This is a genomic window from Bacillus sp. FSL K6-1338, assembly GCF_038006965.1.
GTDB classification, from domain to species: domain Bacteria; phylum Bacillota; class Bacilli; order Bacillales; family Bacillaceae_G; genus Bacillus_A; species Bacillus_A thuringiensis_S.
In genome coordinates this window covers 974835-987374 of the sequence record NZ_JBBOWI010000001.1, presented here as the reverse complement: position 1 = coordinate 987374, position 12540 = coordinate 974835, and the positions used below count along the sequence as shown (strand labels likewise).

Below are 12540 nucleotides of genomic sequence, written 5' to 3'. Positions count from 1 at the left end.
TCTCCTTTATCTTTCTCATTGTAGTTCCGTATCATCAATCCAATCTTTCAGGCTTCAAGCTTTCAGCTATATCTTTTTTAAAATGAGGAAATTTGATTTTGCTCACCATTAAATAAGCGAGTACGCATGTACCAAATGCCACGGAAACTGGATTATTTAGGCGGCATAAAATGAGGATACACATCGCCGCAAATGGAATGGGCATTCCGATGAATGTTGGGAGTTTGCTTTGCCGTGTGTTAAACCTCGCAAGCCGAAGCATTCCACAAATACTATACGCGAGGGCACATATCATCCCGATAGACTGTAAATCTTTTAACGAAGCACTATATGCAAGAATAGACGGTGCCACACCAAAAGTAACTAAATCCGCAAATGAGTCTAGCTCTCCGCCTATTTCCGAAACAGAATCAAGTTTCCGAGCGACCATGCCATCAAAAAGGTCAAACAACATACCCGTAATAATAAAAACTGCTCCCAAATAAATATCGTGAACGAAAACAGCGTGAATAGCCAAAAGCCCACACACAAAATTTGCTATCGTAATCATATTCGGTATGTAACTCATCACATGCTTCCCCTCCTTTCTACTAATTGTTTCATCTTGCTTCTTACTCATTACAATCAATATCCTTCTGCTTTTCTTCCAATATCACTTTATTTATTTTCGTTAACGTATCGGTCATTTGCTCTAGGGCATTTATATCGATTTTGGAAAAGTATTTCTCAATTAATACATCATCTAACTCAGACAACCGCTCTATATACTTACTACCTTTTGGACCAAGTGTAAGAAAATACTCCCTTTTATTATTAGGGTTTACTTGTTTTGAAATCATCTGTTGTTTTTCCAATTTCGATAAAACTTGGCTCACAGCACTTTTCGTTATATTAAACGTACTCGCAATGTTATTTGCTGTCGTGTTTTCATTTAAATGAATATGAAATAACATGCTCTCTTGCTGCCCAGTAAGACCGAACTCATCCTTTAAATCTTGAAATAGTAAAATATAGAGTTCCGTATAGGCTCGATTCATTTCATTAATTACTTCTTTATACGTTCTAGTCATAGCATCCTCCATGCTTTTATTTCGTTTCACTTAATAGTTAAGTTTACTTAACTTAACTATATTATACCGTTATGTTCGTGTAAAGGGAAATATAACTCTACACTTTATCAGCTGTGCTTTTAATGTATGTAAAACTTTCTCTCTTCATAATCTTCTACATCAGCTTCTTCCCAAAGCTCACGATTTTCCCCTCGCTCGATTAATGCAAACCTCCCCTTTCTCCAGTTGTATTGCCGCAAGACCAATGTATAAGACATAGCACCTATATCAAGTTCATCTAAATACTCTTCTAAAACAAGCTTAGTTCCTTCATCTAAACACTTAACAAATAGTTATGAATAATCAAAATTAAAATCAAATAAATTCCATATAGACCCATTACTGGTTAAAATGTTATAATGAAATCACCCTACATAGTTACTCATAGCCAGACTGAGGAACTAGCGTCTTATTAAGTAATGCGCATAACTAAAATAAAAAAGACACTTTTTAAAGTGTCTTTTTTATTTATATTCTATTCCTAGGAATTATCTCTTTTATAAACAGAATCTATCAAACAGTAAAGGAGACTAACAGATGGAACATCCTGTTGCAAGAGAATTACGTTTTATACGTGTATGTCTTATCGTTTTGATTATTGTCATTGCATTCTGGGATCGTGAGAAAACTGTGGAAATCACTGATCACGGTAGTGAACCTATCGTAAACACGAGCAATATGACCCAAGTTGGTGAGAATACATTTGCATACAAAGACGAATCTAATCAAATTAAAATATTTAAGTTTAATCCAGATACAAATGAAATAAAATTAATAAAAGAGTTTTATGCTAACGAATATTAATGAAATTACATTGGACAAAAGGCACCTCAAGGTGTCTTTTTTATTTTCAAAAGGACCCGCTCATGTTTATACTTCAAAACATAAAGTAAATGGAATCCGTTAAAAAACACGAGTGCCCCTTTGTTTTCCCCTCTTATTAAAGGAGGAACTATTATGGGATTTGGCGGTAGTTGCGTTGGAAGCTGCGGTTTTTCTGGAGGATTTGCACTATTAGTTGTATTGTTTATTTTATTAATCATCGTTGGAGCTTCTTGCTTCTGCTAAAAAACTATTGGAAAAGACACTCTTATATGGGTGTCTTTTCTTTGTAAACTAAAATGTATGTGAAATGAAAACATAGTAAGAATAGAATACTCACTTAAATTATTTTTCACTTCACAAACTACATCCAAAAAGTTGGATAATTTCTTTTACTACTCATATTATTAATGAATAAAGCAATAACTACAATAACAACGGAGCCAATTAAAACTGGTGTTACTAAATAACTCCAACTATTTGCCCCTAAAATAACGATAATCGGATCGGCGCCTGCTGGAGGGTGCGTCGTTCTCGTTAACATCATAACGGCTATTGCCATCCCCACCGCTAAAGCAATTGTCCAATATTCATTCCCAAACAAATGATATATTGATAGACCGATGAAAGTTGAAATCAAATGTCCTCCAATAATATTACGCGGCTGAGATAATGGCGCATTCCAAACTCCAAACGCTAATACACAACTCGCCCCAAATGGAGCCATTAATAATTCTGTAGAGGTTATGCTCGTTAAATATGTTAAGGTAAGAATTGTTAAAAATCCCCCTAGTAGTCCCGTTAAAGAGTCCTTTACATTTACTTGTAATGGGCTTCTTCCTTTCCCTTTCATTTTTGTAAAATATCGTACACTTATTGGTTGAGGATCTTTCTGCTTAGTTGCTGTTATATTATCCATCGTTCTCCTCCTTTATTTACCAACAATTATAACCTGACATAACTAACCTGTAAACGTTAATTTTAAGGGTTAGTTCAAGAATACAAAAAAAGAATCAACTGTTATAAGTTGATTCCCTAAACTTCTTCACATTTTCGATTCTGGAATTTTGCTACCTTTTTCCGGTTCCCACATATTTTCATAGAACACCATTTTCGTTTTCCACTCTTATCTATAAATAATAAAACACAGTCAGGGTTTGAACACCTTTTAAGGGAAATAAGCTTATTTTCTACTATTAAAGTTAAAGCATCAAATGCAATTAACGATGTGAGTACATCCTCGATTTCTCCAACCGGGATAGGTACTAGCTGCTGTTCAATGATTTTATATGTAAACGGTGCTTTCTCAATTTGTTTTTCTAAATACGTAATAAAATCATTGGAAATTTCGTGCTGATCAGCAATTGCCTCAAACTGCTTTCTTATTATATTTCTTATTTCTAATATACTAGATGTAACCAGCTTCATTCGCTCTTGAATCCCTATAAATGTTTTTCCATTCAAAAAAGGAAGATTAACCTTTATTACATATAGCCATTCTAATACATCTTCATCTGTTATTAATAAATCATAACGTTGTCCACGCTTAACTAACTCTGTATTTACTAAATCTAATGAGAGATTTCCCGATATAAGTGGGAATTGTTTTGTTTCCTGCATGTACTCATCACCTTCTCTTTAAATAATCATATTCCAAATTAATACAGAAGTACAACTTTTTTATAAACTACAAAGTATGAAGATTAAAGTCTTTAGCTATAATTACGACTAGAGGCTTTTGTATGTAAGTAAATGAAAAAGGAGCTAATTTTATGGAACATAATAAAAATGGAGTGCTTGCTTTAATTGTTTTATTTTTAGGATTAGTGTTTTTTGTTAGTGGAATGGTTTATCATTTATGGGGCTCATTTTAATTTCAACTTTTAGACAGATAAATAATTCGAATCAGAGAAATGCACAATATTTTCCCTTTTCCTTCCAAAATCAATATAATAAGATATAAAATGTAATACATATAAAGATAAATATATATAGCACTCATTAAAAGTGCTTCTATTTTGGAAGGAAGAAACAAACGATGAACAAAAAGTTATTAACATCATTATTATGTAGCACATTCTTGTTTGGAGTATCAGCTTGCAATTCACATGATACATCTGCGAAAAACGAGCAAAAGACTTCAAAAAAAACAGAGAATAACGAACTTAATCGCAAGGTTCCGCAAAAAGAACTTCCTACCAATGTAGATTCCTCTGATGTATACATGTCAATGGGATCTGCCGAGTCATTAGATGTTCTAGGGACTGGAGAAGTTAAAGCACAAGGTGTCTTTAAAGTATTAGATATCGCAGTTTATAATCACAAAGAAGAACCCATTACACTAGATATCAACAACTTTAAATTAATTGATGGATTTGGAAGAGAATATCACATTTCCAATGAATATCAGTCAGTACTTAAAGCTGCAAATATCTCCACATTCAAATTTAATATTGTTAATCCTAATGAAAGTTCGGAAGGAAACATTGTATTTGATGTACCGAAAAACACGCAAGGATTAACTTTAAAAATTAATAATGATAAGTTAGATAAAGAACTCCAATTAAAAGTGGAATAGGCCAAATAAATACGTCTACCTTAACATTCTCTACTGACATAAAAAAGTACAGTCTTTTCTACAGCAGACTGTACTTTTTTACTTATCATTTCACATAACATTCCCTAATTTTTTTGACTAGATGCTCTCCAATCACGAAAAGATGTTGGGCGTCCAGAAAAAGCTCTTTGCTTTGTAACAGATGGTTTTTCTTCAGGAGTCATTGTTTTTTCTTTAAGAGTCGCTGGTTTTTCTTTAAGCGTCACTGATTTTTCTTCAAGAATAGTCACAGCTGTTTGCATTTTTTCTAACTGTTCTTTCAACAATTGTTGTTCAATCTTTAAATCCGTAAGTAAACGTAAAATCATCTCAGAATTAGCCATAAGATCCTCCTTCCCCCAATACACAGAATAAAATACAATATGTAGAAGACAAAATACCGGTGACAAAAATAAGGTCGTCAACTCTTTTTAACTTCCAAAATCCTTTTATTTTTTTAAGGACCTGCTCCATTCATCCTTAAAAACATAAATTAAATTAAATCCATTAATAAATGGTCTTTATGGAAGGAGGAGTTAATATGGGCTATGGCGGTAGTTGTGGTGGAGGCTGTGGTTTCGGCGGCGGATTTGCCTTACTTGTTGTGCTCTTCATCTTATTAATCATCGTTGGCGCTAGCTGTTGGGGCGGCGGATTCGGCTGCTAAGGAGAGGCACTCTTGAGAGTGTCTTTTTTTTGATATGCGGCTCGTATACATATTGTTCAAATCTATATATTTTTTAAAAATATAGATTTAAAACATATTTCTCAATGAATAAAATAACTTAACATGGTAAAATAATATTTGGATGGGAGTCCAATATATTATTAAAATTAAGATGGTTCAAGTCGAAGGAAGGCACCTTAGGGTGTCTTTTCTTTTTTATAAATAATTATAAATTAAAATCGCAAAAGATACTTACTACTTATAAGGAACATTTTGTTTAGTCCAACTATCCCCATATTTATTTGAAACTAATTACTATCATAAATATAAAGAAGTTATGGATAAAATAGTGAGGTAAATAAAACAAAATATAGATTTGATTCATATTTCTCAACGAGGTACCACCAGCGTTTTTTTTAAAATAAGCTAAGCAAAAAAATAATCAGCTGCCCATATGGACAGCTGATTTACATCATTACATTTCTATTATTTATCTTACCACCTGAACAGATGCTGGTTTCCACCCCTGATTTTCTACCCAATCAATATTAACCTTATATTTTTTATTATTTTGCTTATCTCGTACATTACCGTAGGCTTTATTATTACCATTATTCCCAATAAAATCGAAAATCAATTGGCTCTCTGGAACATCAACAGCATAAGAAATTGCTTTTTTCATCTCACTCCAATCTACTGTTCCTTCTTTAAATTTCATTTCAGGTTTTGCTCCTTGCTCGGTACCAATTGGCTTCCAAGAAGGATTAGTTTGAGAACCCTTTTCTTGAGATGCCGCTTTTTCTTCCTCATTATTTTCATTTCCGTTTGTTTTTACCGATTTTTCTGCTTTTGATTTCTCTTCTAGCTGTGCTGCTTCTTTATCTTCAGTTTTCTTCTCTTCTATCTTTGCTGTTTCTTTATCTTCAGTTTTCTTCTCTTCTATCTTTGCTGTTTCTTTATCTTCAGTTTTCTTCTCTTCTATCTTTGCTGTTTCTTTATCTTCAGTTTTCTTCTCTTCTATCTTTGCTGTTTCTTTATCTTCAGTTTTCTTCTCTTCTATCTTTGCTGTTTCTTTATCTTCAGTTTTCTTCTCTTCTATCTTTGCTGTTTCTTTATCTTCAGTTTTCTTCTCTTCTATCTTTGTTGCTTTCTTTTCTTGAGCAATTGCTTTCTTTGATGTATTAGAAGCAGTAAATAACTGGTATGTCACTATACCAACTGTCACTAATATTAAAGTAAATGCAATATTAAAAATTGCCTTTTGACGACGATTCTGTTGTTTTTCTTGAAATCTACTTACTTGTCCCATTCTTCAAACCTCCGCGTTTACTTTCTCCTCTACTCTTTATGTATTATCTCTATAATTTTCTTAATATTTTATTAAATAATAGAAATAAACTACACTTTCCTACAGGATCTCAGATCATAATAAAATTTATTTTTTTCAAGCATCTGACATATGTCATTCAAAATAGTTTAATACATTAAAAATTGATAAGCTTCCGCACTTAAGAAACCTTCAATTTTATTCAAAGGTGATTCCAATTATGTCCACATTAGATCTCCTGTAGAAAGCTTTTTAACAATTAAACCTCTTCTTCCCTTATTTATAATTTTTAAATTAAATTTCCCTCTATAGTATAATAAAGATGTTTCGTTTTCTAATGGGGTATGTCGTAAAATCAAAAGGGATTTTATCTCTTTTACCTTCTTTTCAGAGTAAATTTCACCACTAGGAAATTCTATTATTCCTAATGTAATCTTTAATTCGCTCTCATCGAAAGGCCACTCCTTATTAAGTTCCCTTATCTTTTGTATAAAGCTTCTTTTGGTTTGTCCTATATATAGCAATGTTACATTCTTAGCACATACTCTAGAGATTGCAAATATCCCCTTCTTAGAAGCTTCTTCCCTATTATAAAAATCATTTATACTATACATTCCATACCATTTAATATTTACTGTTTCTATGAATCTCACCTCATTTTTAGACAATATTATAATTTCTGAATGTTCAAATTATAATAGACACATAGTCCTGATTACTTGAATTATAAATTGTGCTTTTCAATAATACATTTTATTATTACTAATTTCAATAATACAAAAAAAATACAATATTATAGTTTAATTACAAAACTTTATAAAAAAACAAAGTGATGTCGTACCAAATATTATATTTTTTCAATATCAGACTATCGTGAACAAAAGTTAGAGAGTTATGGAATAAAATATAATTTGTATGTACATACATTTCTTTAAAAAGAAGTTTTGTAGTTTGCAACTGAATTAAAAAAACATAGATTTTTATGACTCTTTTTGGGGATATAGCAAAGTGGGATCTTTTATATGCACGTTACTATACCGAACTAAATTTCGGTATAGTATTTTTTTGCAGCTCCTTGATTTTTCACCAAATACGCATAAAAATCAATAGTATGAAAATAAACTACTGGCTAAAAGTTTACTTTCGATAAAATAAAAAAGAACCTGCTCCATTCATTCTTAAAAACATAAGGTAAAGTGAACCCGTTAAAATACACGAATGAACCTTAGTTTTATCCTCTTACCTAAAGGAGAAACTATTATGGGCTATGGTGGTAGTTGCGGAGAAGGCTGTGGTTTTGCTGGTGGATTTGCTTTACTTGTTGTACTCTTTATACTATTAATCATTATCGGATGCAGTTGCTTCTGCTAAAAAACTATTAGAAAGGACACTCTGATATGGGTGTCTTTTCTTTATGGAAAATATCTACTATCAACCTAATTAATTTTGCCTTATAACTTCTATCATCAACAAAGGGTGATACAAACTATTACATATGTTTGTACCACCCTTTGTTGATGCGTTTAGACTTCACAAGTGTTGAAGTTTTAGACTTCTCCCTTAGTGCACCCATATTATTAGAACATCCTGTAATCTGTAGACAAAATGTAGCTAATAAAAACAATATTAATAATTTCTTCAATAAATCCTCCTACATACATAAAACACCATATGTTACAAAACAAACATAACATCAACTCTTTATAAAAACAATATAATCCTCGGTCCTTAAGCTATCTCTTAACATAGGAGTACCGTCACATATCCATCAAGCTAAGATTTTAAAATATCCCCTGCTTAAGGAATTTGTAAGTATCAAGTAAGAAAAACGAGAGCTTTGTTTTCTATAATCAAAATAGAAAGTGAAGGAAAAAAGATTATTTCTGCGATTAATATGCATGTAACAAGAGAAGAAATCTACATTTTTTTAGAATAATAATATTAGTATGTCCAAGTTTTGGAGATTGCTTGCAAATATTTTGAAGTTTTCGCACCAGAATTCTAATTACCATACTTGTTTTTTGCCATCACATATTGGAGGTTAAAACATGATTAAAAAAAGAAAATACAAAGATTAGCACTTACCTTTATCCTACTCTTTTCTTTAGGCATTTCATCTTTCTCGCTTACAACAACTATTCACGCAGATACAAGCGAGGAACAATCTGCTGAAAAGAAACTAGTCTCTTTAACGGAGCGTACATCATTATTTTTTGAATATCTCCAGAAAGGTAAGTATGCAGAGGCACTACAGTTGACGTCTGCTGCTTTTCAATCCAAGTTTACAGCAACCACATTACAAAACTGGTGGACACAAAGTGGCTGGAGCGGGATAAAAAGCATGGGAATCCCCGTGATAAAAGAACGAAACTTGGTCCATCAGACGGTGGAAATTCCAGCAGCTACCGAAGGAACTACCATACCGCTACTCCTTAAATTCACACCTGGCGGGAAAGTAGATGAAATTGGCGAAAGGCCACCCGAGGAATCTTATACCATCCCGCATCCTAGCTATGATCAACCTGACTCCTATCAAGAACGTGAAATCGTCATTGGAAATTCTACCTATCCGTTACCAGCGACATTAACAGTTCCGAAACATAAGCGTGGTGAAAAGCTGCCCGTAGTTGTTCTTGTTCATGGTGCTGGCATCCATGATCGCGATAGCACATATATGGGAACAAAAATCTTACGAGACATTGCGGTGGGCCTTTCATCCAACGGAATTGCAGTGTTGCGCTATGAAAAACGCACCTTAGAACACGCATTAAAGATGAGTACAGAACCTGGTACGTTAGACCGTGATACTACAGATGATGCTATATTTGCAGCAAAATCAGCAGCGCAGCAGGAAGGCATTGATCCAAATAATATTTTCATTCTTGGACATAGTCTAGGAGCTGGTACAATGCCACGTATACTGAGCAAAGCGCCTTCCTCACTTGTCCGAGGAAGTATCTTACTCGCACCACCTGCACGCCCTTTGACTGACATTGCCATTGATCAGTATGAATACCTTGGGGCGTCAAAGGAAGAAATCACTGAACTAAAAAGACAGGTTGCTTTTATTCAGGATCCTACTTTCAATCCTGACCGTCCTCCAGCTGACTACAATTTTGGGTCACCTCATTTTATGTATGATGTTTCTAGGTGGCGTCCAGTTGAAGAGGCAAAATTACGAAAAGAGCCTTTACTCATTCTGCAAGGAGCACGCGATTACCAAGTAACAGTAAAAGATGAATATACAAAATGGCAAGAAGGACTTTCAAACCGCGGAAATGTTCAGTTCAAAAAATACCCGAAATTGAATCATTTCTTCATGGAAGGTGGCGGTGAATTAAGTCTTCCTAGTGAATACGAAATCCCTGCTAATGTTCCCGAGTACGTCATCCAGGACATTATTACATGGATCAACGAGACAAAAAAATAAGAAAACATCAAAATCCTTCATGCAATCATCATTGCGTGAAGGATTTTTGAAACTAGTGATTCAGACATATCTATTATAATTATATTTTTCTACGCACTAAATAAAAAGCTACGGACCCCATAATGACAGGTGCAGCGAAGTCAAAGAAATGTGAAAAAGTAAAAGTAAAAAGAAAAAGAAATGGTATAAGTGTATAGATAAATGCTAGTCCTATAAATAAAGGAATTCCAAATTGAAACTCTCGACATCGTTTAATTTTCCTATATAAAACTTCCCCAAGTAAACAAGCTATGAGAGCTGGTATACTACCATAAGTGACGATAGTTTTTATGAATCCATGTAAAACGTCCGGGTGAATAAAGCTAGGATTAAAAATATATGAAATTAAGAACCATCCAAAAATAAAAGCAAACAGACTTGCAGCATAACTAACTACAAATTTTATCAAAGTAAGCAACGTAATCATCCCCATAATTTCCTAATATTATCTTCATTGTATCATTTTCTCTTAAAAAGACTCCAAAAGGATATACTTGCCCTTCAGCTTTCTTTTTTAACGCTTGTTCAAGACGTATTTTTTGATGTTATTCTGTATAAAAAACTTCTGGGAGCAACCTGCTCTGTTAGGTTGATAGCGATGGGGTGCCGCCAGCTTTCCGAAAAAATCACGCTAAGCCAAAAACCATAATAAGCTTTCCGTATGAGCAGCTTATTTACATAAAAAAAGACACCCTTAAGGTGCCTTTCTCCGACTGGATAAACACTTTAATTTTACTAATGTGTATTGGACTTTCCATCCTCAATGAATGGAAAGTAGAGATGCTTCAATTATGTACCGATCTGGAGCGTCTCCTATATAGTCAAAAGGATAACAAGTTGTTAATGTTAATGTTGACTCACTTTTTTCTACAATAACTGTTCGATCTTCTGAATCTGTTATCCAATGCTTTTTAATTTCATATGTATATGTTTTATTTTCATATTCCACGATAAGTTGGTCATTTTCCTTTAATTGACCAAGCTCGGTAAAAACAGTATCTCTATGTCCACTTAAAACTGTATGACCATTTCCAGATGGTGTAGTAGTTAAGTCACTAACAAACATACCTACACCCTTTTTTAGTACTTTATCATCAGCTCCCCAATATACAGAGTATTTCTTTTGTATTTTAGGGATAATTAAATATGCTACTTTATCTCCTAACTGATGGTTTACCTTTGAAGCAGGAATTTGTACAGGTTCTTCAGATTGTAATGAAGTGTCAATCTTTGTCTCTGTCTCTATCTCTGTTTGATTGATTTTTTGCGTTTCATTTTCTTTAGAAGGTGTGGAGGTCTCATATTGTTTAGCCTCGTTAGTTGTTAACGACTCTGCTGATTGTCTAGCACTATACCATTCTAGAAAATAATAGGAAAAGATAGTAAGTCCAATAACAGTTAAACATAAGCCTATCCATTGTTTTTTATTCACTTTTATCACTCCATTTGAAAACGACAGGATTTCTCCTGCCGTTTTAAGGAACTATTTTATGCGTTTGTCTTTTTACGACGGAACATTAATACAGAACCAGCTAATGCTAATCCTAAGCTTGCTAACATCATTGTAACACCGTTTGATGCTGTATTAGGTAATTTTTCACCTTGTTTTTTCGTTTCTTTTTTCACAACTGTATTAGTATTTTTCTTTGTTTCTTTTGCAGTTGTTTGAGGCTTAGTTTGTTCTTGTTTATTATTTGTTGTTTGGTTGTTTTGTTTTGAATTCTCTTGCTTAGTGTTTTCTTGTTTAACAGGTTCTTGTTTAGTGTTTTCCTGTTTAGTGTTTTCTTGTTTAGGTTGTTCTTGAGGTTTAGTAGTTTCTTTATTTTCTGTTGTAGTATTTGTGCTCTTTGGATATTTATAATCTTCACATGGAATGCCGTCTTTATCATTATCTAAACGGTGTGGATCATTTCCAACACCATATCCATTTTGATCCCAGAATGCTTGAGCATCTTGTTGACTTTTAAAATGGCCACAGTTTTTTGTATCATTAGGACTCTTAGCTGCAAATGCAGAAGAACTGTACCCCACTGTTAATAGTGTTACCGCTGTTGCTGAAGCTAATAATTTTTTCATAAATTTCTTTATCCCCCTAAATGGTATGTATTTACATTGAAATATTTTACATTTAAAAAATTAAAAATACAATAATAATTTGTAGATAAATGTAAGATTTCTAGATAATAATACCAAACTATTAATTCGTATATTGTCATATTATGTCGAAAGAAAATAAAAAAAGAGCCAAAGCTCTCTTTAATAACTAATACTAACCATAGTCACTATTCTCACAGTAATATGAATTTGATTTATCACAACAAATATATGTTGTTTGTTGGATAAATAATGGAATCAGTAAAGCGTTAGCTGTAGTAGCATTTGAGACAGTAATACTTTGAAAACATCCTCAAGTAAGAAAGTTTTTGTATCTCTTGATGTTAATGTTGTTAGTGTAAAAACTCCCTTTAGATGTATACGGAGGTTTTTTAAATTTATATTTTATTAGATTCATAAACTTCTCATAAATTATAATACAAAATATAGAAATAC

General features: G+C 33.0%; 16 protein-coding genes and 2 pseudogenes. 6 read left to right on the top strand and 12 right to left on the bottom strand.

The window, feature by feature from the left end:
• Positions 1–34 precede the first annotated feature (34 nt).
• The 3 genes and pseudogenes from pssA to NZ044_RS05190 form a co-directional block, all read right to left on the bottom strand.
• Positions 35–619, bottom strand: coding sequence for a CDP-diacylglycerol--serine O-phosphatidyltransferase (gene pssA / locus NZ044_RS05200; RefSeq protein ID WP_000038933.1), 585 nt, complete (start codon positions 617–619; stop codon positions 35–37).
• Positions 612–1070, bottom strand: a complete 459-nt coding sequence (locus NZ044_RS05195; RefSeq protein WP_000198951.1) for a MarR family winged helix-turn-helix transcriptional regulator — start codon at positions 1068–1070, stop codon at positions 612–614. Before NZ044_RS05195 ends, pssA begins: the two co-directional genes overlap by 8 nt.
• 69 nt (positions 1071–1139) lie before the next feature.
• A pseudogene (locus NZ044_RS05190) lies at positions 1140–1399 on the bottom strand (hypothetical protein); the annotation flags it as partial.
• A gap of 247 nt (positions 1400–1646) precedes the next feature.
• On the opposite strand from NZ044_RS05190, the gene NZ044_RS05185 reads away from it, so the two are divergent.
• A complete protein-coding gene (locus tag NZ044_RS05185) occupies positions 1647–1913 on the top strand; it encodes a YmzC family protein (RefSeq protein ID WP_000400973.1) in 267 nt (88 codons plus the stop codon).
• A gap of 153 nt (positions 1914–2066) precedes the next feature.
• Positions 2067–2177: a YjcZ family sporulation protein gene (locus tag NZ044_RS05180; protein WP_098505961.1), complete on the top strand. Its 111-nt coding sequence runs from the start codon at positions 2067–2069 to the stop codon at positions 2175–2177.
• A gap of 118 nt (positions 2178–2295) precedes the next feature.
• Here the strand turns inward: NZ044_RS05180 and NZ044_RS05175 are convergent, their stop codons facing one another.
• Together NZ044_RS05175 and NZ044_RS05170 are read right to left on the bottom strand one after the other, a co-directional pair.
• Positions 2296–2850: an HPP family protein gene (locus NZ044_RS05175; RefSeq protein WP_000368843.1), complete on the bottom strand. Its 555-nt coding sequence runs from the start codon at positions 2848–2850 to the stop codon at positions 2296–2298.
• A gap of 116 nt (positions 2851–2966) precedes the next feature.
• Positions 2967–3551 carry a CGNR zinc finger domain-containing protein gene (locus tag NZ044_RS05170; RefSeq protein ID WP_063675040.1) on the bottom strand — a complete coding sequence of 195 codons (585 nt, stop codon included), beginning with the start codon at positions 3549–3551 and terminating at the stop codon, positions 2967–2969.
• Between the two features lie 418 nt (positions 3552–3969).
• Here NZ044_RS05170 and NZ044_RS05165 point away from each other — a divergent pair, with 418 nt between their 5' ends.
• Positions 3970–4509 (top strand): DUF4352 domain-containing protein, encoded by a 540-nt coding sequence (locus NZ044_RS05165; protein WP_017762862.1) that lies wholly within the window; start codon positions 3970–3972, stop codon positions 4507–4509.
• Positions 4510–4613: 104 nt separating this feature from the next.
• Here the strand turns inward: NZ044_RS05165 and NZ044_RS05160 are convergent, their stop codons facing one another.
• On the bottom strand, positions 4614–4871 hold the full coding sequence (locus tag NZ044_RS05160) for a hypothetical protein (RefSeq protein WP_000013694.1): 258 nt from the start codon (positions 4869–4871) through the stop codon (positions 4614–4616).
• A gap of 197 nt (positions 4872–5068) precedes the next feature.
• Here NZ044_RS05160 and NZ044_RS05155 point away from each other — a divergent pair, with 197 nt between their 5' ends.
• Entirely contained in the window at positions 5069–5194 is a 126-nt protein-coding gene (locus tag NZ044_RS05155) for a YjcZ family sporulation protein (RefSeq protein WP_000540377.1), read from the top strand.
• A gap of 490 nt (positions 5195–5684) precedes the next feature.
• On the opposite strand, the gene NZ044_RS05150 is transcribed toward NZ044_RS05155, so the two are convergent.
• Together NZ044_RS05150 and NZ044_RS05145 are read right to left on the bottom strand one after the other, a co-directional pair.
• On the bottom strand, positions 5685–6503 hold the full coding sequence (locus NZ044_RS05150; protein ID WP_106081515.1) for a YrrS family protein: 819 nt from the start codon (positions 6501–6503) through the stop codon (positions 5685–5687).
• 236 nt (positions 6504–6739) lie between these two features.
• The gene (locus NZ044_RS05145) at positions 6740–7174 is read right to left on the bottom strand and encodes a hypothetical protein (RefSeq protein ID WP_002162905.1); all 435 of its coding nucleotides are present in this window, start codon (positions 7172–7174) and stop codon (positions 6740–6742) included.
• A 607-nt stretch (positions 7175–7781) separates the two neighbouring features.
• Between NZ044_RS05145 and NZ044_RS05140 the strand changes: the two genes are divergently transcribed.
• Together NZ044_RS05140 and NZ044_RS05135 are read left to right on the top strand one after the other, a co-directional pair.
• Positions 7782–7892, top strand: a complete 111-nt coding sequence (locus NZ044_RS05140; RefSeq protein ID WP_000540371.1) for a YjcZ family sporulation protein — start codon at positions 7782–7784, stop codon at positions 7890–7892.
• A gap of 694 nt (positions 7893–8586) precedes the next feature.
• Positions 8587–9951 (top strand): alpha/beta hydrolase family protein, encoded by a 1365-nt coding sequence (locus NZ044_RS05135; RefSeq protein WP_118961913.1) that lies wholly within the window; start codon positions 8587–8589, stop codon positions 9949–9951.
• A gap of 79 nt (positions 9952–10030) precedes the next feature.
• Here NZ044_RS05135 and NZ044_RS05130 read toward each other — a convergent pair whose 3' ends face one another.
• The 4 genes and pseudogenes from NZ044_RS05130 to NZ044_RS05115 all read right to left on the bottom strand — a co-directional run bounded on the left by NZ044_RS05130 (position 10031) and on the right by NZ044_RS05115 (position 12066).
• Complete coding sequence (locus NZ044_RS05130) at positions 10031–10423, bottom strand: hypothetical protein (protein WP_229145400.1); 393 nt, start codon at positions 10421–10423, stop codon at positions 10031–10033.
• Positions 10424–10442: 19 nt separating this feature from the next.
• Positions 10443–10565 (bottom strand): annotated as a pseudogene (locus tag NZ044_RS05125) (GNAT family N-acetyltransferase); the annotation flags it as partial.
• 185 nt (positions 10566–10750) lie between these two features.
• Positions 10751–11422, bottom strand: a complete 672-nt coding sequence (locus NZ044_RS05120) for a class D sortase (protein WP_001036099.1) — start codon at positions 11420–11422, stop codon at positions 10751–10753.
• A 56-nt stretch (positions 11423–11478) separates the two neighbouring features.
• On the bottom strand, positions 11479–12066 hold the full coding sequence (locus tag NZ044_RS05115; protein WP_000734536.1) for an excalibur calcium-binding domain-containing protein: 588 nt from the start codon (positions 12064–12066) through the stop codon (positions 11479–11481).
• Positions 12067–12540: the final 474 nt, after the last annotated feature.